Origin of the sequence: Caballeronia sp. INML3B (genome assembly GCF_023631305.1) — a bacterium.
Classification (GTDB): Bacteria; Pseudomonadota; Gammaproteobacteria; order Burkholderiales; family Burkholderiaceae; genus Caballeronia; species Caballeronia turbans.
In genome coordinates this window covers 20,985-42,857 of sequence record NZ_JALQDI010000074.1, presented here as the reverse complement: position 1 = coordinate 42,857, position 21,873 = coordinate 20,985, and the positions used below count along the sequence as shown (strand labels likewise).

Here is a 21,873-nt window from a genome sequence, read left to right as displayed (position 1 = left end):
ATGATCTTTTCGAAAAATTGTTGGATTCGCCCCGCTTCCGTCGGGTCGTGGGAATTGCTCAGCATTATAGATGTCAGCGCGGACAATCGCAGACGTCTGCTCATTTAGAGCTTTCAAAGCCGGATGGCGTATGGATTTGTGGTTAAGCTGTATAAGTCGGAAGGCAAAACGGTACGGATACGAACGACAGGGTCGCATTGTTGAGCCGTGCGCTCGACCACATGCCAGGGAACACAAAGGTAGTGCAAGTTCTTCGTTCTGCTGGGGCGTAGACCAGAATTTTTTGGGGCGAATCGACCATTCTTAGAGCACAGTTTCGAGCACGTCGGTCTGGACGAAGGCGTCACAGAAAAACTCATCTTCCAGCAGGCCCGCACGGATGAACTCCGTACGTGCAGCACGCGTCATCGCCGGGTTACCGCATGCGTAGACCTGATACGCAGTGAGCGACGGATGATCCGAAAGTACCGCGCGATGCACAAGACCTGTGCGGCCAGCCCATATCGCGTCAGGATGCGACAACACAGGCACGAGTTCGACGTGCCCTTCGTCGTGCCACTTACGCGCAAGATCCAAAAAATAAAGGTCACTCTCGTTGCGAGCGCCCCAATACAACTTCAACGGACGCGCAAACTTGCGCTTGAGCGCATCTTCAATGATGGACTTCACCGGCGCGAAACCCGTTCCCGTTGCAACGAGAATTACCGGCTTTGTAGACCCGTCGCGAAAGAAGAACTCGCCGTAGGGCAACTCTATCCGCAACTTGCTTCCCACTGCGAGTTCTTTCAGCACCCCGTCCGAGAAACGGCCACCTGGCACGCGGCGCACGTGTAGATGCACGCTGTCATTCTGGTGCGGCGGGTTGGCCATCGAATAGTTCCGAACCGTGTTGTCGTCGAGATGAACCTGCAGGTACTGGCCGGCTCTGAACTTTGCGCGCACTCCAATCGGCAGGCGAAGTTGTAGGACTGTCACATCCGGCGCAGGCTGCGTAATTCGAAAAACCGAGGCATCAACTTTCTTGCGCGCGATGCGCTCCCGCTTCTCGATCTTGCGAGGCACGATGGTCAAGTCCGTCGTCGGACGCGTGCAGCAAAAGAGCGCCTTCTCCGTCCCTTCCGCATTGACTACCTCTCCGACACACTCGGCGCACACACCCTTGCGACATGAATACGGGAGTGCAAAGCCGGCCCGCTCGGCGGCATCAAGAACGGTCTCGCCGTCGTTGCACTGGAAGCTGATGTCGCTCGCGGCGACGTTGATATGATGAGCCACATTCACTCCTTATGAACATTGACGGCGACGAGTGACCTGCACGCTTACATTGCTCGAGGACACTCATCGCTAACCGGTCCGTACTAGCTTTCGTATCGATTCCGGCGTGATGTCATGAAGGCTGCGCACACCCCGCGCAACCATGGACGCAATACCTTCTACAACGGCAGCGCGAGCAGAGTATCAATGCGCGAGCTATCACACACGGCAACGCGTTCACGCAATCGCACGCTGTTCCCATTACGCACGTAAGCATCAAGATAGCGCCCTGTGACGAATAGGCTCGTCGTTCCGTCGCGCATGATGCGCACGACCATAAACGAAGTCTCGCTGCGGACGACGTCGAGGTCCTCCGACACGATGTAGGGCTGTCCGAGTAGATGTCGATACGCATGACGCTCGTAAATGTTCGCATCCCGCAGCGACGCGACCCGGTCCATTAGCATGCCGCGCGACGCCGCATAGATCAGACTTGCCTCGAGACCTCGCTTGTGATTCTCAGCCGTAGTCACTTTGTAGATGCATTCGTCGACGAAGAAGTCTGGCCATCCGGCGAGATCTCCATCGTCTATGCAGCGCACATACTCAGCCTGCGCTCGCGCAATCAACTGAAAAACGTCTTGCATGATGGGGTCCCCTGCGATCAATAGTTCATAGCGTGGCGATACGCCTTCCAAAAGCCTCGAATGGAGGCTTCTGTTACACGGCTCTCGCTGCTATCGGCTGTGTCGCCACCCATTTCAAGTACCGAGCAGGATCCTTCCGCGCCTTCGATACCACGCTGAACGAAGCCTCCGACGCAGCCATCTTCCATCGAGACATATCCCGCGGGGCCAACCAGGTTAGCTTGCCGCAAGCGCATTTCCCGCAGCTCCGGCGTGTCATTGTCGAATCCGAGATATGTCCAGTTCAGCTCGGTTTCCTCGATGCCTCTCGGCAAGATCTGACGCACGGCGATGGCGTTTTGAATCTGCTGTAGCACGAAGCCTGGAAACACGGACAGGATCTGCAGCGTAATGCCATCACCGAACTCGTCGGTGCCTTTGAGGATGGACACGTCCTCTAAACGATGTCCGCTCTCCGAGCGAATGTTCTGCTTCGAATAGTCGCTTCCCGCGTCATCCTTCGTATGGTCCACCGCGGAGAAACTGACGTGATGCGCTCCGCTTGGGTCAACAATGATTCCACCGCGCTGCGAAAGTTTGTTCAACTGGAACGTAGTAAAAAATAGATGCAGGATACTCGCGTGATAGGAATCTTTGACGTTCTCAACGTAAAGCTTCCAGTTGTTTGGAAGCGTTTGAGTAAATCGGCCGAGCACCACCGGAACCCGACCATCCAAAATGCGTGCGACGCGTGACACGATCTCTTCGCCGACGTAATCCTCCAGCGGCGCCACATCGTCCGAAAAGCTACCAAACACAAGCCCGTGCAGCGTTTCGATACGTAGCTTGCGTAGCCCGTGATCTTCCATACAGAAATCAGGCTTCATGCCCCCCTTGCCGTTGATACCGTCCTTGAAGGCGACACCCTTCAGGTCCCCCTGCAAGTTATAGGTCCAGGCGTGATAGACACAGCTGAAGTCCTTGGCATTGCCTTGATCCTCCAGGCACACCATTGCGCCGCGGTGCGCACAGCGATTCTCGAACGCATAAAGCTCTCCGTCTTCATCGCGCGTGACGACGACCGGGGTGTCGCCAACGAACGTGGAGCGAAAGTCGCCTGCGTTCGGCACTTCCACTTCGAGGCAAAGAAAATTCCAGTTTGCGCCGCGGAAAATTTTGTCCTGCTCGTCGGCGTACACCGCTTCGCTTCGGAACACCGTATAGGGCACGCGCGTCAAGCCTCTTTCGGGCCACCTGATATCTGCACGAGGCGCTGGTTTGATGGGAATGAAGTTCAAGTGTTTCTCCTTGCGCGAAATTTGATGTGCCGAGCGTCTTGAATCCATGCCGCTCGACATTTGACACCGCCGGGTGGATGTGTTCGAATACCGTACAGTGTTCGAATACGGAACTATCATGACATTCCCCAACGAAGCAGTCAACGCTGACGAGTCCGTCGGCGCGCCAGGTTTTGAGCAGGAATCTGCAGTTGAGGGCGAGGGCGGATCCCGCTTACGGGAGGGAATGGGTGGACTTGCAAAGGGTTTGGCCATCATCGAGGCATTCAGTGCGGCATCCCCACGGATGACCGTCGCCGAGGCGGCCCGGTTAGCTAACGTCACGCGTCCGGCCGCCCGGCGCTGTTTGTTGACACTTGTGGACCTGGGGTACTTGTCCCACGACGGTAAGTTTTTTTCACCGCTGCCTCGGATGCTGCGGCTGGGCGGCGCATATCTCAGTACGTCGTCGGTTGCGCAGATCGCGCAGCCGCTGCTCGCGGCTGCGCGCGACGAGCTCCAGGAGTCGGTATCTCTCGCCGTACTCGATGACGGTCAATCAGTGTTTGTCGGACGCGCCGAGGCAATCCGCATCGTATCGACCGGGGCGAAGCTTGGCGGCCGCCTCCCTGCTTATTGTTCTGCGACAGGTCGAGTATTGCTCTCCCAGAAGACGAACGAAGAGATTGAGCGCGCCATCTTGGCGTTGCCTATGACAAAGCTCACTTCCCGGACGATCAATGAGCCTGAGCAGGTGCTCGATTCTATCCGCCGCGTTAATTCAGACGGCTACGCCATCAGCGACGAGGAACTCGAACTGGGGATGCGAGCGATCGCCGTGCCGGTTCGGAATCGAGAAGGGACCATCGAAGCAGCTTTGAGTGTGAGCGTGTCGTCAGCGCGCGTAAGCGCAAATGAATTGACCGGCCGTTTCCTAACGGTCTTGCTTCGTGTGGCAGAAAGGATTGAGAAAGCGCTATGATCGCATTCAATGCCCCACTCACGGTCCGTGAATTTCAGGTGGTCGTAATGGAAATGCAACTCCGCCGAATTGTCATCGGCGGGTAATTTTATACACGCAACACGACGCCCTATTCCGCAGTCGCTTTCGCTCGGAGTGCCGATTGTTCCAGCACCGGACAAAGAGCCCGAGACAACAATGTTGCCTCATTGGCGCTTGAGCACACCTCCCTAGATAACGTGCATGTGCTAGTCAGTTTCGCGGCAAGCCAGAACGACAACAGGCTCGGGTGCCGGTCGAGGAACGTCTTCAGCTTGGGTATGACGTGCATGCGCGCGAAGGTCACGGCGGCGCTGATACGCAGCACACCGGAGAGCCCGGTAGACGCGTCGCGCACCACGTGCTCAGCGAGGTTCACTTCCTCGATTGCTGCGCCTCGCATGTTCGTAAAACTGAAGCAGGCGAAGTTTGAGCCCGCAGACCGACGAAATACCGCCGTTGGCGGCATCTCCGAGGGGAGGCAGAACCGCAGTTCGATCAGCGATTTCGTCGTTAGCCTGAGCGACGTTCCGGCCGCTCCGCGCGCGCGGCGGCGACGCCTTGCTCTACCTTCCGCCTCGTGCAATAAGCGTTGCGTGCGCTCCAGAAGATCGCGTCCCTTCGGCGTCAGCGTCAGTGAGCGAGCGGTCCGGCTGAACAGGCTGAGTCCGAAATGCTGCTCCAGCCGCTGGATGCTCTTGCTGATAGCCGATGGCGAAACGGACAGCGAACGCGCGGCAGCCGTATAGCTGCCAAGCGATGCGGCACGCGCGAAAGCAATCAGCCCCGTCAGTCTTTCGACAACGATTTGTTCCATGATGGCATCATTAAACGAACGACAGCCCAATTATCAGCCCTGGTTTCCGTTGCGCGCGCGATGGCAATAGTCAGTACTATAAAGTAAAGCGAGTCGTGATGCGCGGCGAAGACCCCTCGCCGATGCAAATCCACGAAACTCACGGTCCGCCGCCGCTGCCCTCCCCGCCATCGCTCGGAAACTCAGGCCACGTCCTCGCCGCCGCGCATGCAGCGCCGATACTCATTTGACGCTGCCGGGACATGTCCATAGACTTCCCGTTCTCGATACCGACGCAATATTTATGATCATTCATCCGGAAACATCCAATCCGGACGGCTCAGCGCTGGACATACCTGTGCCGCCACGCGACTTCGGCACGACGCGCCGCATGCTTATCGCGACATTGGTCGCTTCGATCGTCACGCCCCTGCTTTTTCTGGCTGTGTATGGCTATTTCGGCTTTCAAAGTCGGTTTTCCGACTCGTCGGAAGGCATCGACCGACTTTCGCGGGTGGCCGAAGAACAGGCTGTGAAGGTCTTCGATGTCAGTCAGGAGGTGTCGCTTCGCGTGCTGACCATGGTGGGCGGCGACGGCGATGCGGAAATACGCGCGCGACAAAAGTCGCTTCACGACTTTCTTGCGGATACCGCACAGCGGCTACCGTCGGTCGCCGCGATCACGTTATTCGGGCGCAACCGCAATCTTTTAGCAAGCAGCAGCGCCTACCCGGTCGGACTGCAATCCATCGACGAACGCCTCATCAGTTTCTTCGACAGGCCCGTGGGCGGCGCAAAGATGGCCGTTTCGCAACCCGAACGGACTCCGGCCCCGGTCATCGACGTCTTCAACCTTACGTTTCCCCGTTACGACGCCGCAGGTCATTATCTCGGCGCTTTGGTCATTTCGCTTCGGCGGGACTATTTCCTGTCTTTCTATCAGCGGCTGACCATCCATGACAGCGCGCTGACCATCGGCCTGTTTCGGGGCGACGGTACGACGCTCGTGCGATTTCCCGCTCCGCGCGCACGAAGACCGCCCACGAACAATCAGCCTCTGATGGAAGCCGTGCACGTTAACGGCAAGAGCGGACGCCTCAGAATTTTTTCGACGCTCGATGGCGTGCAGAAATTGCTCGTCTATCGGCAAGTGGGAGACTATCCGCTCTATGTGACGAGCGGGATTCCCGTTTCCGTCGTGATGTCGAGGTGGCTGAAGCACGACGGTCTCATCGCCATCGCAACGCTGGTGCCTTGTGTCGGCATCTGGCTGCTGGTCGCGTTCAGCCTGACACGCCTCAGACGCGAGCGAACGGCATGGGAAAGGTGGAAAGCGGAATTTGGCATGCGTCTTTCGGCGGAGGAGACGACGCGTCAGATGAAGCGCATGGGCGCGCTGGGCAATCTCGTGGCGAACGTCGCGCACGACTTCAACAATCTGTTGATGGTCGTGAAAGCCAATATGGAACTGGCGCGGCGCAAGGGCTTCAATGGGCTCGAGAAGGAAGTCATAGCGGTCGAACGCGCCTCGGTGACGGCCGAGGGCCTGGCGAGGCGGCTGCTCAGCGTGGCGCGCAAGCAGCCCCTGCGTCAGGAAGTCGTCGATGTCGGCGCATGGCTCGAACAGGACGCATCGCTGATTCGCATGTCGCTCAGCGACCGTATCAGCTTGCATATCGACGCTCCGGAGAGCACTTGGTCGATTTACGTCGATCCGTCCGAACTGCAGTCGGCATTGATCAACCTCGCGGTCAACGCCAAGGATGCGATGCCTCACGGCGGAAAATTCGTCGTGCGCTGCGAGAACAGCATCGTCGAAACGGGCAGCGGCAATCTCAAGCCCGGCGAGTATGTACTGGTCTCCTGTTCCGATACGGGCGTCGGCATGGCGCCCACGGTCGTGCAGCGCGCATTCGAACCGCTCTACACGACGAAAGCCGCGAATGCGGGCACCGGACTCGGTCTCGCGCAGGTCATCGCGATGTGCGAGCAGGCGGGCGGGACGGCGCGTATCGAGAGCATCGTTGGGGAAGGCACGACCGTATCGCTCATCCTTCCGCGTTCGACAGAAAGCGTCGGCACAAATCCCGTCGCATCGCCTCTTGCACCCGCGCCCACGACAGCGCCGGTAAAAGGCTCGATTCTGCTCGTCGAGGATAACGAAGAGGTCGCAGCCGGACTGTCGGCGGTTCTGGAAGTGTTCGGCTGGCACTCGCGGCACGAACTGACCGGCGATGCAGCGCTCAGTCTACTCGAGGATGGCGCGACCTTCGACCTGATTCTTTCCGATGTGCAGATGCCGGGCTTGAATAGCGGGATCGACGTCGCGGAGAAAGTTCGCCGGAAGTGGCCACAACAGACCATCGCGCTCATGACGGGCTATGCCGATGAACTTGAACGCGCGAAACATGTCGGCGTGACGATTCTTTCCAAGCCGTTCAATATCGACGACTTGCAGGCGCTGCTGCAGAGCGTGAAACTGTCGCGGCCGGCGGGTGCATAGCGTTGCGATCGTCCGTTATGGAATGCTGTGCTCGGAACCACATGGCTACAGGAAGCGAATATGGACTTTGCAGAACGCATACAGCACGCTGGCCAACAGGTCGACCTTGCGCGATGCCATTTTGTTGCCAAGCAATCGATTGGCCGCCTCCCTCGTTACAACAGGTAGCTTAAACCACAGCCGAACGCAGTCGATAACCTCGATTCGATCGCTGCACCAGCAGTTGCCGAGGATTCAAAGCGATGTGCGCATCGAATGAGGCGCATCAACGGCTCGACAAGCATCGGCAGGCCGTTAAGGTAGTAATTCAAATCGGCAGGATTGCGGCGCGAGTAGACTATTGGATTGTCTCCTAGCGCAAATGCGGCATCCTTTTGCGCATCCGGACCCGGCGGTTACCCTCGCGATGGTAACGCGAACGATGTCGAACTTGACACGATTGGGCAAACGCATGCGAAGCAACGGTTACCGATGGCGGTGTGCAAACAGGTTGTCCGTCGGTCACCGGTCTGTGCGTGTCCGAAGTGCCACTATTATTCTGCCAGTCGCGAGTCCACCCCCGCGCCGGGCGGTATCAGAGCCCCTCCGGTGATACACGACCAATCTGTGTAAAAAGGTTCCTAATCAGGCGACATTTCGTCGCCTGATATGAACCTCCAGCTTAGCGTTAGAAAAATCGACCTCGCCGCCCGCTCATTCCGTGGCGGCAAGCGGCTGCATAAGCGTCGGGGAAGAGCCTTCTAACCACAACCCATCTTCGAATGTGGCCGTTTCAAATTTCCTGGAGTGCCTCCTTATAACGCACAGCCTTGGACTCGTAGTCCTTCGCGTTGGTAAGAACCGCCTGAATCTCCGCGCCCGTAAGTTGGCGTACAGCTTTCGCGGGCGAACCGATGATTAGCGAACGAGGCGGAAACACCTTGCCCTCAGTAATCAACGCGTTGGCGCCAACGATACAGCCTTCTGGAATATATGCATCGTTCAGAATCGTCGCGTGGATGCCAATCAGGGTGCCGCTCCCCACTCGACACCCGTGCAACACGCACGCATGGCCCACGCTTACATTGTTGCCGATGTCGACGGGATGGCCGGGGTCGGCATGCACGACCGCTCCGTCTTGGATATTACTGCCGTCGCCAATCGAGATTGCATCGTTATCACCGCGTAGCACGGCTTGCGGCCAGACGCTGCTGCCGCTACCGATGCGCACGTCACCGATCAGGACGGTATTGGGCGCAATGTAAGCATCGGACGAAACTCGGGGTCGCTCATCGGCGAGAGAAAAGAGAGTCATATGAAAGGGTCCTATTCGACGTTGTTTGTAATGGGTGCCACCTGACGTTTGTCTGCCGCTTTTGGAAAAAGTCGATCAAGCGCCATCACGATCGGCGGCGCTGCCAACGCAATGTAGATATTGTCGATGCCATATGGATCGCCCATCGCGTACCACGCTGTGGTCGCAAGGACTGCGCACAGCAGCCCCAATGTTGCGCCCCGGCTACTGCTGAATAACGGCAGGTAGAAACCGAGCACTGCCACTACCGCTATTGACAAGCGAATCGCGCGCGTGAAGAAAGACAGGTGCAGCACCTCGGGAAAGAAGAACACAAACGCGAGCGGTACGAAACCAATTGGAATCGCCAGCAATCGAGACATCCGAAATTCCTGGTCAGGCGAAGGGTGACGCATCGGGCTATAAAAATCTTTTACGATCAATGACGAGATGGCAAGACATACGCTGCAAACACCGACGAAAACGGATGCGGCCAGTGATATTGCAACTATTGCGGCGAGTAACGGCGACATATATGTCATGAAGACCGGAAAGGCGTAAAGGCTCTTCATTCCGGGAAACAGATACTTCGCGGCCACACCAATTAGCCCGAGCGCAATACTGACGGGTATGCACAATGCACCCGCGATATATGTCGAAGTACGCGCGCTGTTCGCACTTCTCAACGACGACACAGCCTGAATGATGTACTGCGTCGAAAAGATCGCGCCGATGTTCGCGATAGACCAAGCAAAGATGGTCGGAAAGCCAATTTTACCTGTGGCGCTGAAGTTGAATTGCGGCATGTGTTCCAGCATTGGTCGAATGCCGCCGGCCAAAGTCAGCGCGACGCCCAGCACAACGGCAACGCCCACACACTTCACCACCGTGTGAACCACGGATACGTATGCGACGCTCTTCATCCCGCCAATCGCGCAATAGAAGGTACTGACCACCGCGGTGACGATCGCCGCAGGCCCGAGCGGGATGTTAAGAATCGTCGATAGAGCGGCAGCGCCGCTCACGTAGTAGCCGACGTTGACCAGGAGCAGCGCATATATCATGATGAGTGACACTGTGATCTGCGTCGATCTGCCATAGCGCTTCGCAACGGCGCCCGAAATCGTGAACTCCCCAGACGTATAGAGTTTTTTCGCCAAAAAGATGCCAAATAAGGGGAAGCCGATCGCCGCGCTAAGTACTGCCCACATCGCAGCGGAGCCGGACTCGAACGCGGCCTGTGCCGTACCGATGGTCGATTTCGCGCCCACAAATTCTGACATCATCAAAATGCCAACGACAATCGCCGGCATGGAACGCGCGGCGACCATGAAGTCGCTTGAATCCCTGCTTCGCAATTTGACGGTTAGCAACGCGGTTGCCGCAATGTAAGCGATGAGTGCTCCGATGATAATGTAGGTTACAGTCGGGTCGATCTGATGCATGTCTCGTCTCCACCATTCTCAGTACTACAAAATTTGTTCAGAGCCGATATCCAAATAGTTGTTGTCGTGTGGATAAGGCGCGAGGCCAAACTTGCTACTGACGCGACCCGGAGCCGATTCTCCGCAGCCGCGTCGTCGGTGAAGCATTGTCAGTGCTGCGCCGATTTGAAACCTATCCTTCGTCGTCGCTTTGCAAGGCCCCAAGTCAGCTGGGAACAGGTGTCCGCAGATTACATGCCCCTATTACGCCGGATTCTCTGAGGCCCGCGATTGCTGCGTCAGAAAGACCCGCCGCTGTCAGCACCTCGTCGGTGTGTTCGCCCAGAGCGGGCGGCGGACGGTCATATCGGACCGGCGAGCGAGAGAACTTGATCGGATTGGCAATCTGCGGCACCTCCGAACCCATTGCATGCGGTAGGGAAAACGTCATGCCCCGCTCGAGAACATGTGGATCCGCGAGCGCCTGTGCAACAGAATTGATCGGACCCGCCGGCACTCCCGCTGCTTCTAGTTCGGCGAGCCATCGTTCACGCGTACCGCTGGCCAGCGCGCGCTGGATCTGCTGGACCAAAAGTTCACGATTAGCCAGACGGCCGCTGTTCGATGCGAATTCGGGCAACGACGCAATCTGGTCCAGTCCAAGCACTCGGCAAAGAGACTGAAATTGCCGGTCATTACCGACGGCGACGATCATCGCACCATCGCTTGCATCGAACGACTGATAAGGACAGAGATTTGGATGAGCGTTACCCCAACGTCTAGGGTTGTCGCCCGAGACGAGATAGTTGAGCCCGTGATTGGCAAGCCAGCCAATCTGCGTGTCCAGCAGGCTCATGTCGATATGCTGGCCGAGCCCGCTCACATGGCGTTCGTTAAGCGCTCCAAGGATCGCCACAGTCGCATACATGCCGGTCATCAAATCGGAAATTGGCACGCCGCACTTCTGGGGGCCGCCCCCGGGCAGATCGTCGCGCTCGCCAGTGACGCTCATTAAGCCGCCCATCGCCTGGATCACGAAATCATAGCCGGCACGTTCCCGATACGGGCCGCTCTGTCCGAACCCCGTGATCGAGCAATAGACAAGCTTCGGATTCACCGCGTGCAACGTCGAATAGTCCAGTCCATAACGGCGCATGTCACCGAATTTGAAGTTCTCTATTACGACGTCGACATTGGCTGCGAGTTTTCGCACTACATCTTGCCCGGCCGCTACGCTAAAGTCGATCGCTATCGAGCGCTTGCCGCGATTCGCTGCAAGGAAATAAGCAGACTCACGGCTCGGCGCCCCGTCGGGGCCAGGCGCGAACGGGGGCCCCCACGCGCGGGTATCGTCGCCACTGCCCGGGCGCTCGACTTTGACGACGTCGGCGCCGAGATCAGCGAGGAGCTGGGTACACCACGGTCCGGCAAGAATTCGGCTGAGATCAAGCACCCGGATACCGGAAAGCACTCCTTTCATTGATATCTCCAGTTTTGACGCATCGTTGTTGTGGCCCTTTACGACGGATCGAAGAGAATTCCGGGGTTCAAGATTGCACGAGGATCGAGGGTTTGCTTTGCCGCGCGCAGCGCTGAGCAGAATAACTCTGGACGCTCCTTGTCGTACCAGGGGCGATGATCTCGTCCGAGCGCGTGATGGTGCGTAACGGTACCGCCTGCATCTACCATCGACTGTTCGGCGATCTGCTTGATGGCCATGTATTGTTCAGGAATGCGGCGCTTATCGCCGTATGCGAACCATGTGAAATACGGCGCGGGTCCATCCGGATAGATGTGTGTGAAACGGCAGGTCACCGAACCGGGACGGCCGGTAACTTCCTTGATCGCGCGGTGGGTCTCGGACTTCACATGTTCGCGCAGTTGCGCGAAGCGATCCCACGTGATCGCCGTTTCCATCGTCTCGCGCATCACGCCACGCGCGATCGCGTGTTCGCGCAACGCGGGTCCGCGCAAAAACTTGTCGCGCCAGCTCTTCGCCGACGCATCGCGCCCGATGTCGTTGTCTGCAGGCCCACCGCGGTCCCATTGACCGCCAAAATCGCCGCAAATTTCGAGCGCGCGGTGCATCCAAACGTCAACGGCGTGGTCGGCCGATTCGAAGCCAAGCACCAGAATGTCATAGGTGCCATCACTGGAACCTGTGTACTGTGCTTCTTCCCGCTCGACGAGGCGTGCATTCGCCGGATTAAGGCCAGACTGTGAAATAACACGCACGGCTTCGACGGCGCGATTGTAGTCCGCGAAACGCACGCTCGTCATGCGACGATGCGTCGGCCTGCGATGCAGTCTGACCCATGCCTCGGTGATGATGCCGAGCGCACCCTCTGAGCCAAGGAACATCCGGTCGGGATTCGGGCCCGCGCCGGACACCGGAAAACGACGAGATTCGATGCTGCCCGCCGGCGTCACGACCCGTAGGCTCTCGATATGGTCGTCGATCTGCGTGTAGGCCGTCGCAAAATGGCCCGCAGCGCGCGTCGCGATCCAGCCACCGAGCGAAGAGAACTCCCACGCCTGCAGGAAGAAGCGCAGCGTCAGTCCACTGGCCTTCAACTGCTGCTCGAGGTGCGGGCCCAGCACGCCTGCTTGGATGCGCGCGGCCTGCGATCTGTGGTCAATCTCGAGCACCTTGTCAAAGTTCTGCATGTCGATCGTCACGACGCCGCGGTACCGGTCATGCGTCGGCGGGTTCACGCCGCCGACCACGCTCGTGCCACCGCCGTATGGCACCGCCGCGAGGTTCGCGTCTTCGCACCAACGGAACAACGCGACGATATCGTCTTCGCTGTTCGGATACGCTACAACGTCGGGCGGATTGTCGAACTCGCCGCGGATCGCACGAGCAACGTCAATCGTCGACGCTCCATATGTGTGATAGAGCCGCTCATGATGATCGACCGTGCAGATCGACTTGAGCGATTCGGGCACGGCTATCCGGGGGGCACGCAGCTTGATCATTTCGGGCCGCGGAAACGGCACCGGTTCGAAATCTGACACCCCTAGCAAGCGGGTCCATGCTTTTTCAAATTCGACGAGCTCGTCGTTGGACACATCTTCGCCCTCGTAGCCCCACCCATAGAACTTGCGGCGTCGCTTCTGCATCTGCATCTCCTTTTTCAGGTTTGCCAACGTTGTCACCTTCTGGTTAAACCAGCTATATTTCCTCGACAAAACATCGATTTAGCGTTTTGCAATCGTTGGCATAGAGTATCGGCGCGTGCGCAACCGTGTCAACGCTGATCGCGCTAGGGTTTACGTGGGAGTCGGCCGCGCACGCCGTGGACGAATTGCTTGACGGGGTGGCTAAGAGCTACAGATCGGCGCGAGGTGGCATTCTGATCGAGCGATCGAAGAGAAGAGAAGCGGAGAGAAGCGCGCGCCTGCGCGGTGTCACAGTCAAATAGGTCTAAACCAAGTCTGCTAAAAAGCGCCCGCAATCTGGTAGCAAAGCGAATGTGACGCTTGCTTGTGCATCATGCAGCCCGGGCAGTGCTCTGCCTCACGATCAGCTCAGCTTCAAATTGGTCCTGTTGACACTCGCTCGTGCCCGTTGCGTTGATTTGGCGCAAAAGGTTCTTCGCGCTGAGTTTGCCGATCCTAACCGCGTCGGAGCGAATGGTCGTGAGCGGGGGAAACGTCAAAGATGCGATGTCCCAGTCACCGAATCCCGTAATCGACACCTCCGAAGGCACGTCGATTCCGAGTTCCCGGCATTCGGCCAGTACCGTGGCAGCAATCATATCGTTGCCGCACACCAGCGCGCTGGGCCGCACCCCTGTGTGCATAAGTCGACGAGTCGCTTCACGGATTTCCCCCGGATCGTATCGCGTCGGGACCACATCGCGCGCCTCCAGGCGTATTCCGTGGATGGCTAGGGCTTGTCGCACGCCGTTAAGCCGTGTAGCCGCTAATGGCACTCCGATCGGTCCAGGCAGCACAGCGAACCGCTGATGTCCGAGCCGCACTAGGTGCTCCGCGACGCGAGCCATCGCCAAACGGTTGTCATAACCGACGCTCGGATGGAGAGCGGAGGCGTCGGTCGCCCACATCAGCACGTATGGAAGCTTCTGTTTCCGCACAAGTGCGAGAAGATCGGGATGGTGGTTCGTCCCGATCAACGCCAGACCATCGACTCGCCGTTCAATCAGGGTGCGTACGATGGTCAGTTCCAGATCGGGATCGTCGCGATGACAGGTCAGCAGCCCCGTGTAACCGATGCGAAGGAATTCTCCTTCCAGCGTGTCAACTGCCCGCGCGTAGAGCTCGTTCATCAAGGTTGGCGCCACAATGCCGATTGACTGCGACCGCCCGGAGCGTAAGACCCGTGCGGGCGCGTACGGCAGGTAATCGAGCGACTCAATGGCGTCCTTCACTTTTTTCAGTGTCTTCGGATGAAGGCGCTCTGGTGCGGCCAGCGCTCGCGACACAGTTGATGTTGACACGCCCGCCAGTGCAGCTACCTGTTTGAGGCTAATCATTGGCTATCCAGATCCGCAAAGGGCGGCGCCCGCCTGACCCCCACGGGATGCGTGGATCGAAGGCGGCGACTCCAATTTTATCTGAGTTGCCAAAATGACGATCCTGGTGGCCGATCGCTCCAAGGACGTAGCGGAGGCGCCGGTATAACGCAAGGAAATAGCAAGAATTGTCCTCGGACGCGCGATGGCATACACTGTAGTGACTGAGCCGTCAGTCAGTTACGTCTTTGCCGACCGCTTGGCCACATCTTCCGTCGAGTATTCAAGTCCGCGAAATGATGCTCGAACAAACTCTCCATTCGCATATACGCATGAAATCCGATGCATCTTCCAACGACCAGTCTCCCACAGTCCGCAAGCCTCGCGCGCGCATCGTCAAAACAAATACTCGCGACGAAACGCTCGTGCAAGAGCGCCGCGACATACTAGTCCGTGCGGCTATCAGAGTTTTTATAGAAAAGGGATTTCATGAGGCAACGGTACGCGACATAGGACGTGCAGCCGATATGACACAGGGGACGATCTATAACTATGTCAAATCGAAGGATGACATCTTGTACCTTGTCTGCGATCGGATTATTGCCGAGTACCAATTCAAGGTGAAACAGGCACTTGACGAATCCGCGGCGCCGGCAACGCAAGTTTCAGGGGCGCTGCGTACGGTCGCACGCATCATGTACGAGCACCAGGACGAGATCATGCTGATTTATCAAAATAGCCATCTGCTCGACAAGCGGTCTCGTAAAGTGATCCTTGCGCGTGTCGAGGAGTTCATCGCGATGTTTGAGGGGATTCTTTCGACGGCCAGTTCTGAGACCCGGCTCGATTTCGGCAATCTTCATATCGCTGCAAACATTGTCACATTCCTGCCGACCATGATCGCATTGCGCCGCTGGTCGTTGCGTGATCGCACCGAGCCGGAAGAAGTAATCGAAGCACTTAGCACCTTCATGGCCCGAGGCCTTGGCTTCAAGTAATCTCAGTCAAGGTTACAAAAAATCGCCAGCCCCCGGCAGATCCGGGTAAAAGCGACGCGAACCGAACATCGTCGAGACCGCGGTCCAGTCGAGCGTCCTGTCGAAATGTTGGCAGTAGTCCTGAGCAGGTTCTCCGCGACGCTATGTAGAGGGGTAATCGCGTCTACGCCGCGCGCCGCGTCGAGCGCGCAACGCATGTCCTTCGCCATGCCGGTCACTGGAAACGTCGGTTGGGCGAAACGCCGGCTCGCGGCGGCGCCGGGCACGACTCCTGGTAGAGGGTAGTATGCGCCAAACACCCGGTGCCGTTTGCGATTACGTCATACATTGACTGCGCGTCGAGTCCCAGCTTGAGCCCGTGTCCGCGCTTCCGCGGCGACCATCAAGTTGGTTGCGCAGATCATGTGGGTAACGAGTTTCATTTTGCTGCCGCTACCGAACGGCCCGCTGTGGAGAATGCGCTCGCCCATCGCCTCCAACACGGGGCGGATGCGCGTGACTTGTGCGCCCGTACCTCCCACCATGAACGTTAGCGTTCCGGCTTCCGCACCTTCTACGCCGCCTGTCAGTGGAGCATCGACGAACTGCGCGCCCGCCCGCGTCCCCCTCACGCCGAGTCGTTCGATCGTCACGACGTCGGCAGTGGAGCATTCGAGCAGCAACGTTTTGCGCGGCGTGAGCGCAAATAGACCAGCGTCGCCTTCTACACCTGCAGCGAGACATCGGGCGTCGGCAGCATCGTAATTGCGATTTCCTGACGCGCGACCTCGGCGAGTGAAGCAGCCGCCGCCCCACGCTCTGCGACGCGTCTTAGCGCGGCCTCGTCATTGTCAAATACACACACCTCATGTCGGTGGTGCAGCAGGTTCCCGATCATTCGATAACCCATCCGGCCAGCACCGACGAAACCGATCTTCATACTGCCCCCTTCCCATTCAATCGGTTCGACTCAGGGCGCGGATTGCGCAGAGTGCGCCCGGGTTTTCCAGTGACGCAATGTCACCGAGCGGCTGCCGCTCGTATGCGCGTTTAATGAGACGCCGCATCACCTTTCCGCTTCGTGTCTTTGGAAGTTCGCCGACGACATGCACCTCCGATGGCGCGAATTCCCGGCCGACTTTTCGCGCGACGATCCTCTTGATTTGCTCGCAAAGGTCGTCATCGGTTTGCGCCTCTGTCGACATTTCGTCGGGAACGACGAACACGACGAGTCGGTGCCCCTTTTGCGGATCTGCGATGCCTACCGCCGCCACTTCTGCCACCGCTTGTAAGCTCACGACGACGTCTTCGATCTCTATTGGCCCTACGCGCTTGCCCGCGATCTTAAGCGTGTCGTCGGAGCGGCCGTAAAGGAAGAACATGTGATCGTCGTACTGGATCGCAAGATCGCCGTGAATCCAGATATCGGGCATGCTGCGCCAATATGTGTCCAAATAACGTTCAGCATCGTTCCAGAACGAGCGCGTCATCCCAACGAACGGCTCGAGCACAGCCAATTCGCCCATCTTGCCGCGCACCGGTTGTCCGTCGCCCCCGCGGACGTCAACCCGGATTGAGGGTGCGACGGCGTTAAAGCCGCCGGGAACGATCGGTTTGACGACCACGTTCGCAAGCAGTCCGCCCGAAGCCTCAGAACCGCCTGTGAAATTGATTACGGGACAGTCGAAGGCGCGGCCATACCAGCAGAAAGTATCGGTGTCGATCACCTCACCCGCCGTGATTACAAGCCGGATGGACTCGAGATCGTAACGCGAGATCGACGATCGATGCGCTGCGAGTGAGCGGATCAGTGTAGGCGACGCGCCGAAGTGGGTAACGCCATGCCGGCGAATTAAATGCGGCAAGCGTGACCAGTCAGGCCAGTCCGGTGCGCCGCCGTAGCACACCAGGGTCGCGCCCCGCAACAACGCACCAGCAATCGTGATAGGACCGGCGACCCACCCCATATCGGCTGGCCACAGCCAAGTATCGCCTGGGCCGAGGTTGAAGTACACCGCAGCGTCGTGGCCAATTTTCAGAGGAAAACCGCCGTGAGTGTGAACCGTGCCCTTTGGCTTGCCAGTGGTGCCCGACGTATAGACGATCATAAAGGGCGTATCCGCTTCAACGAGCAGCGGGTTGACAAGTGGATCTGCGCGGCCCGCCGCTGTTACGTCGTACCAATTCAGCGCCCCAGCGATGGGTTGGAGCGGCATACCGCGCGTCGGCTTGGTAATCACCACACTTAGCGAGGCGAGTGCCGCCGCGCATGCCTCAATCGTCTCGCCCATTCGCACCGGCTTTCCGCGCCGCGTATATCCGGCCGTGCAAATTAGCCCTTTCGCTTCACAGCCCATCAGCCGCGCGACAATAGCGTCCGCCCCGAACCCGGAGAAGAGCGGCACAGCGACTGCACCGATCCACGAAATTGCCAAGAACGAGACGACCGCTTCAAAGCTATTTTCCATGAGCAGGCCGACCCGGTCGCCAGCGCCGAGATGAGCTTTCTGCAGCCCCGCCGCGAACGCACGGACATCCTCGTGCAATTGCGCGAAAGTACGTGCGACGACCCGCCCGCCCTCGTCCTCCGAGACGACTGCTAGTCGTTCGCTGCGCCCGTCGTTCATGCAAGGCGCGAAGATGCTCTCGACCCAGTTGATCTTGCCACCCGGGAACCAACGGGGAAACGCCTTGCCCTTAGATAGGTCGACATATGATGAGTACGGCTCCCGCCAACGTATGCCAAGCCACCGTATCACCCCTTCCCAATACTCATCCGGATGGGCGATTGACCATGCGTACAAGCTGTCAAAATCCTTCTGTCCAAGCGTTTCCGCGAGTGAAGTAACCTGCGCAGTCGTGACGTCATGGTCAGTAGGCGCCCAAACCGGTTTCGGTCGGTGATCCATACGCGCTCCGATAGGCTTGTCTCGCCGCTTCAAAGACCAAGGTAAGTAGCCTGAACCCGATTGTCGTGTTTCAGGGTTTCAGATGAGCCCTGCATGACCACGTTGCCACCATCAACTACGTAGGCGTAGCTCGCCAGATCAAGCGCCACCGACGCGTTTTGCTCGACTAAGAGTACGTCCACTCCATCTCGATTGATTGCGCGGATGGTTGTACCGATTAGATCGACCACGGCTGGTGCGAGTCCGATGGTCGGCTCATCAAGTAGCAAAAGGCGCGGCGACGACATCAGTGCGCGGCCGATCGCAACCATTTGCTGCTGCCCGCCGCTCAGCGACATCGCCGGATGATTGAGCTTCTCGCGCAACGCGGGGAAGACGTCTAATACGCGGTCCCTATCGCGTTGGATCGCCGCCGAGTCGCGACGCAGGTACGCACCCATCGTGAGATTCTCCGCAACGGTCATGTACGGAAAGAGCCGCCGCCCTTCGGGCACGAGCGCCATTCCGAGACCGACGATCTGATCTGTGCGCATCTTGGAGATATCATTGCCGTCAAAGACGCGGGTGCCGGAACAGTCCCCCGCGAGATTCATCACCGCGTTCATCACAGAAGTCTTACCGGCCCCGTTCGAGCCAATCAGCGCTACTACTGCGCCACGGGGCAGGTCGAGATTGACGCCGTCAACGGCTGTCACGCCGCGGTAGCGCACACGCAGATCACGCACTGAAAGAGAAGTTGTCGTTGTCATTGTGTTGTCCCCAGATAAGCGAGAATCACCTCGGGGTTATTGCGCACTTCTTCCGCACTACCCTGTGCCAACAACTTGCCGTATTGAAGCACGATGAAACGATCGCATATGCCCATCATCGCCTTCATATTGTGGTCGACGATTAGGATGGTGGTGCCGTCTTCCCGACAGAGCGTGCGAAGTAAGTGGAGCACATTCGCAACTTCGACGGTATGCAGTCCGGTCAACGGCTCATCTAGCCCCAGCAGCTTGGGCTTTGTCGAGATCGCAATGCCAACGCTGAGCAGCCGCTGCATTCCGTGCGGCAAACTCCCGGCTTCCATGTCAAGATGTTTTTCCAGACCTACTCGCGCTGCAATCGCATGCGCGCTTTCTACCCGGTCTATGCGTTTTCGCCACTGCCGGTTTGCGGCGATTACGAGGTTTTCGAGCACCGTCATGTCGCGGAAAAAACTATCGTGCTGAAAGGTGCGAACCAGTCCACGTCGGCTAATCGCGTGCGGCGCGAGACCTGCAATGCTGGCGCCGTCGAAGAGCATTTCCCCACCGCTTGGTTTCACGTGACCCGAGAGCAGATTGAATGTCGTGGTCTTCCCGGCCCCATTCGGACCGATCAGCCCGAGGATCTCGCCCGCGCGGATCTCGAAATTCAGATCGGAAACCGCGACGAGTCCGCCGTAGCGCCGTGTCAAGCCCTTCACCGCCAGCAATGGATGCGCGGAGTACTGGCGCGACGATTGCAAGTCATGGTTATTCATCCAAGTTCTCCGCTCGCACGGTCTTTCGAAACACCGGGCCTTCCGCCAATTAGGCACCAGCAACCAATCCATTTTCCGACGTCGATCAGTCCGCCGCGCACGCCGAGCATCGATAAAATAATGACTCCGCCGAACAGCACATACTGCAGCGCGCCCGAGCCCTGCACGAGTTGCGAGACGACCGTGAGGAAGATGGCGCCGATCACCGGTCCAACGATATGACGCTCACCGCCGACCTTCGCGTATGCAAGCGCGTAAACCGGAATTAGGAAGCTGAAATCGCCAGGGCTGATGACGTGATAGCTGTATGCGTGTATCGATCCCGCCGCACCGACCACCAACGCGGCGATTACAAAGCACAAGAGCTTCACGCGCAGAGCGCTAACACCCAGCGTCTCAACCACGTTGTCGTTGTTGCGAATGGCGTTCATTAGCAAACCAAACGACGACTTCTCCACCGCGAAAAGACCGCATAGCAGTAGATAGCATACCGACACGCTGAGCGCGGGCATCCACGGTTCGAGCGACATCGGAGCATAGATGCCAACCATGCCAGAATTGCCGCCGACGAAATCGATACGCGTGTATGCTAGACGGATGACCTCGGTGAACGCGAAACCGATCAGCATGAAGTACGGCCCCTTCACACGCAAGGTCATCCAACCGAACAGCAAGCCAAGTACGGCCGCGCCGACGCTCGATGCAATAAGCACAAGTGGCACCACGTCCAAACCGTTCGTCACGGCGATCGCGGTGAGGTACGCAGCGAAGCCATAGATTGCGCCGCATGCCATGTTCGTCTCGCCGATGAGCAAAACGAAGCGCATACTGGCGGCGAGAACCGCATTAATCGCAGACCAGACGACAAGTTGCGTCAGATACGTCGGCTCAAAATAACTGAGCGCCCCGATGGCCGCGACCAACAACACGGCATTCAGCACAATGATCTTGCGGTCAATGCTGTACATGGCCGAGCATCCCCCGTGGTCGGAACAGAAGTAGCACGGCAACTAGGCAGAACATGCCGATCGTCGCCATAGTGCCGTCAAGGTAATAACCGACGACGCTTTCGAGAAACGCGATCGTTAGCCCGCCAAGAATAGCCCCGGGAATTGAGCCCAACCCGCCGATGATAATCGTGATAAAACCTTTGACTAGATAGTCGTTCCCGACTGCCGGGGTTATCACCGTGATTGGCGCGATCAGACAACCGGAGACAGCAGCGAGAAACGACCCTATCATGAAGCCATAGAGCAGTGTCCGCTTATACCGCACGCCTTGGAGCGCGGCAGCGCCGGCGTCTTCAGCGGTTGCTCGGATTGCGCGACCAAAGCGCGTATACCCGAGCATCACATACAGCAATATCGCGACCACGACCGCGACCACGCAAACGATCAGTCTTTGCAATTCGATCCCGGCACCAAGGATGCGTAGCTCGCCGGGCGCGATGTTCGGGACCACCCGCGGCACGCCGCCGAAGATCCATAAGAAAGCGCCTTCGAAAAACAGCAGCATGCCGACCGAAAGGATGAACGAGCCGACCATATCTCTCAGGTACTGCCGGAAGCCCCACTGATAGACCGCGAGTGCCAACGCGAGCACGACGGCGATCGAGAGCACGCTCGACAGTAAGAACGACACGGCGACGCCGATGTGCAGCGCTTCTTGCAGCGACGGCACCAGTACGCTCGTTAGTAAGGCGCCAAGCGTGAAGAACTGACCGTGCGCGAAGTTCACCACGCCCATCACGCCAAAAATCAGCGTAAGGCCGAGCGCGAACAGCACGTATACGGAGCCTGCCTGTAGCGTGTTCAACGCAAGCTGAAGAAATAACGTCATGGAGATCACC

At 58.2% G+C, this 21,873-nt stretch carries 19 protein-coding genes; 3 read left to right on the top strand and 16 right to left on the bottom strand.

Going from position 1 to position 21,873, the window contains the following annotated elements; translation table 11 throughout:
• Window positions 1-303: 303 nt before the first annotated feature.
• The 3 genes from NCS58_RS34400 to NCS58_RS30250 all read right to left on the bottom strand — a co-directional run bounded on the left by NCS58_RS34400 (window position 304) and on the right by NCS58_RS30250 (window position 3,178).
• Window positions 304-1,275 carry an FAD-binding oxidoreductase gene (locus NCS58_RS34400; protein ID WP_250478149.1) on the bottom strand — a complete coding sequence of 324 codons (972 nt, stop codon included), beginning with the start codon at window positions 1,273-1,275 and terminating at the stop codon, window positions 304-306.
• A gap of 158 nt (window positions 1,276-1,433) precedes the next feature.
• Window positions 1,434-1,904 carry an aromatic-ring-hydroxylating dioxygenase subunit beta gene (locus NCS58_RS30255; RefSeq protein WP_409219326.1) on the bottom strand — a complete coding sequence of 157 codons (471 nt, stop codon included), beginning with the start codon at window positions 1,902-1,904 and terminating at the stop codon, window positions 1,434-1,436.
• A gap of 14 nt (window positions 1,905-1,918) precedes the next feature.
• Window positions 1,919-3,178: an aromatic ring-hydroxylating dioxygenase subunit alpha gene (locus NCS58_RS30250; protein ID WP_250538955.1), complete on the bottom strand. Its 1,260-nt coding sequence runs from the start codon at window positions 3,176-3,178 to the stop codon at window positions 1,919-1,921.
• A 118-nt stretch (window positions 3,179-3,296) separates the two neighbouring features.
• On the opposite strand from NCS58_RS30250, the gene NCS58_RS30245 reads away from it, so the two are divergent.
• Entirely contained in the window at window positions 3,297-4,139 is an 843-nt protein-coding gene (locus NCS58_RS30245; RefSeq protein ID WP_250538954.1) for an IclR family transcriptional regulator C-terminal domain-containing protein, read from the top strand.
• A gap of 109 nt (window positions 4,140-4,248) precedes the next feature.
• On the opposite strand, the gene NCS58_RS30240 is transcribed toward NCS58_RS30245, so the two are convergent.
• Entirely contained in the window at window positions 4,249-4,974 is a 726-nt protein-coding gene (locus tag NCS58_RS30240) for a LysR family transcriptional regulator (RefSeq protein WP_250478145.1), read from the bottom strand.
• A gap of 283 nt (window positions 4,975-5,257) precedes the next feature.
• Here NCS58_RS30240 and NCS58_RS30235 point away from each other — a divergent pair, with 283 nt between their 5' ends.
• Window positions 5,258-7,456: a hybrid sensor histidine kinase/response regulator gene (locus NCS58_RS30235; RefSeq protein ID WP_250478144.1), complete on the top strand. Its 2,199-nt coding sequence runs from the start codon at window positions 5,258-5,260 to the stop codon at window positions 7,454-7,456.
• A 772-nt stretch (window positions 7,457-8,228) separates the two neighbouring features.
• Here NCS58_RS30235 and NCS58_RS30230 read toward each other — a convergent pair.
• From NCS58_RS30230 to NCS58_RS30210, 5 genes are all read right to left on the bottom strand, one after another.
• Window positions 8,229-8,750: a gamma carbonic anhydrase family protein gene (locus tag NCS58_RS30230; protein ID WP_061121993.1), complete on the bottom strand. Its 522-nt coding sequence runs from the start codon at window positions 8,748-8,750 to the stop codon at window positions 8,229-8,231.
• Between the two features lie 11 nt (window positions 8,751-8,761).
• Entirely contained in the window at window positions 8,762-10,174 is a 1,413-nt protein-coding gene (locus NCS58_RS30225) for a sodium:solute symporter family protein (RefSeq protein ID WP_250478143.1), read from the bottom strand.
• Between the two features lie 205 nt (window positions 10,175-10,379).
• On the bottom strand, window positions 10,380-11,633 hold the full coding sequence (locus NCS58_RS30220) for a CaiB/BaiF CoA-transferase family protein (protein ID WP_250478142.1): 1,254 nt from the start codon (window positions 11,631-11,633) through the stop codon (window positions 10,380-10,382).
• A 38-nt stretch (window positions 11,634-11,671) separates the two neighbouring features.
• Complete coding sequence (locus tag NCS58_RS30215; RefSeq protein WP_250478141.1) at window positions 11,672-13,303, bottom strand: FAD-binding oxidoreductase; 1,632 nt, start codon at window positions 13,301-13,303, stop codon at window positions 11,672-11,674.
• A 344-nt stretch (window positions 13,304-13,647) separates the two neighbouring features.
• Window positions 13,648-14,652, bottom strand: coding sequence for a substrate-binding domain-containing protein (locus NCS58_RS30210; RefSeq protein ID WP_250478140.1), 1,005 nt, complete (start codon window positions 14,650-14,652; stop codon window positions 13,648-13,650).
• 311 nt (window positions 14,653-14,963) lie between these two features.
• Here NCS58_RS30210 and NCS58_RS30205 point away from each other — a divergent pair, with 311 nt between their 5' ends.
• The gene (locus NCS58_RS30205) at window positions 14,964-15,629 is read left to right on the top strand and encodes a TetR/AcrR family transcriptional regulator (RefSeq protein ID WP_250478139.1); all 666 of its coding nucleotides are present in this window, start codon (window positions 14,964-14,966) and stop codon (window positions 15,627-15,629) included.
• A 320-nt stretch (window positions 15,630-15,949) separates the two neighbouring features.
• Here NCS58_RS30205 and NCS58_RS34550 read toward each other — a convergent pair whose 3' ends face one another.
• The 7 genes from NCS58_RS34550 to NCS58_RS30175 are packed head-to-tail and all read right to left on the bottom strand — an operon-like array spanning window position 15,950 to window position 21,863.
• The gene (locus tag NCS58_RS34550) at window positions 15,950-16,291 is read right to left on the bottom strand and encodes an NAD(P)-binding domain-containing protein (protein ID WP_409219322.1); all 342 of its coding nucleotides are present in this window, start codon (window positions 16,289-16,291) and stop codon (window positions 15,950-15,952) included.
• Window positions 16,292-16,332: 41 nt separating this feature from the next.
• Entirely contained in the window at window positions 16,333-16,548 is a 216-nt protein-coding gene (locus NCS58_RS30200; protein ID WP_250478138.1) for an NAD(P)-binding domain-containing protein, read from the bottom strand.
• A gap of 16 nt (window positions 16,549-16,564) precedes the next feature.
• A complete protein-coding gene (locus NCS58_RS30195; protein WP_250478137.1) occupies window positions 16,565-18,517 on the bottom strand; it encodes an AMP-binding protein in 1,953 nt (650 codons plus the stop codon).
• A 29-nt stretch (window positions 18,518-18,546) separates the two neighbouring features.
• On the bottom strand, window positions 18,547-19,266 hold the full coding sequence (locus tag NCS58_RS30190) for an ABC transporter ATP-binding protein (protein ID WP_250478136.1): 720 nt from the start codon (window positions 19,264-19,266) through the stop codon (window positions 18,547-18,549).
• The gene (locus NCS58_RS30185; RefSeq protein WP_250478135.1) at window positions 19,263-20,024 is read right to left on the bottom strand and encodes an ABC transporter ATP-binding protein; all 762 of its coding nucleotides are present in this window, start codon (window positions 20,022-20,024) and stop codon (window positions 19,263-19,265) included. The genes NCS58_RS30190 and NCS58_RS30185 overlap by 4 nt, the downstream gene beginning before the upstream one ends.
• Entirely contained in the window at window positions 20,021-20,992 is a 972-nt protein-coding gene (locus NCS58_RS30180; protein ID WP_250478134.1) for a branched-chain amino acid ABC transporter permease, read from the bottom strand. The genes NCS58_RS30185 and NCS58_RS30180 overlap by 4 nt, the downstream gene beginning before the upstream one ends.
• Window positions 20,979-21,863 carry a branched-chain amino acid ABC transporter permease gene (locus tag NCS58_RS30175; RefSeq protein ID WP_250478133.1) on the bottom strand — a complete coding sequence of 295 codons (885 nt, stop codon included), beginning with the start codon at window positions 21,861-21,863 and terminating at the stop codon, window positions 20,979-20,981. The genes NCS58_RS30180 and NCS58_RS30175 overlap by 14 nt, the downstream gene beginning before the upstream one ends.
• Window positions 21,864-21,873: the final 10 nt, after the last annotated feature.

Bases quoted from the DNA above. Each gene is read 5' to 3' on its own strand.
- NCS58_RS30195 (WP_250478137.1), bottom strand. From the start codon at position 18,517: ATGGATCACCGACCGAAACCGGTTTGGGCGCCTACTGACCATGACGTC.
- NCS58_RS30235 (WP_250478144.1), top strand. From the start codon at position 5,258: ATGATCATTCATCCGGAAACATCCAATCCGGACGGCTCAGCGCTGGAC.
- NCS58_RS30175 (WP_250478133.1), bottom strand. From the start codon at position 21,863: ATGACGTTATTTCTTCAGCTTGCGTTGAACACGCTACAGGCAGGCTCC.
- NCS58_RS30220 (WP_250478142.1), bottom strand. From the start codon at position 11,633: ATGAAAGGAGTGCTTTCCGGTATCCGGGTGCTTGATCTCAGCCGAATT.
- NCS58_RS30185 (WP_250478135.1), bottom strand. From the start codon at position 20,024: ATGAATAACCATGACTTGCAATCGTCGCGCCAGTACTCCGCGCATCCA.
- NCS58_RS30225 (WP_250478143.1), bottom strand. From the start codon at position 10,174: ATGCATCAGATCGACCCGACTGTAACCTACATTATCATCGGAGCACTC.
- NCS58_RS30230 (WP_061121993.1), bottom strand. From the start codon at position 8,750: ATGACTCTCTTTTCTCTCGCCGATGAGCGACCCCGAGTTTCGTCCGAT.
- NCS58_RS30190 (WP_250478136.1), bottom strand. From the start codon at position 19,266: ATGACAACGACAACTTCTCTTTCAGTGCGTGATCTGCGTGTGCGCTAC.
- NCS58_RS30205 (WP_250478139.1), top strand. From the start codon at position 14,964: ATGAAATCCGATGCATCTTCCAACGACCAGTCTCCCACAGTCCGCAAG.
- NCS58_RS30245 (WP_250538954.1), top strand. From the start codon at position 3,297: ATGACATTCCCCAACGAAGCAGTCAACGCTGACGAGTCCGTCGGCGCG.
- NCS58_RS30180 (WP_250478134.1), bottom strand. From the start codon at position 20,992: ATGTACAGCATTGACCGCAAGATCATTGTGCTGAATGCCGTGTTGTTG.
- NCS58_RS30210 (WP_250478140.1), bottom strand. From the start codon at position 14,652: ATGATTAGCCTCAAACAGGTAGCTGCACTGGCGGGCGTGTCAACATCA.
- NCS58_RS30240 (WP_250478145.1), bottom strand. From the start codon at position 4,974: ATGGAACAAATCGTTGTCGAAAGACTGACGGGGCTGATTGCTTTCGCG.
- NCS58_RS30200 (WP_250478138.1), bottom strand. From the start codon at position 16,548: ATGAAGATCGGTTTCGTCGGTGCTGGCCGGATGGGTTATCGAATGATC.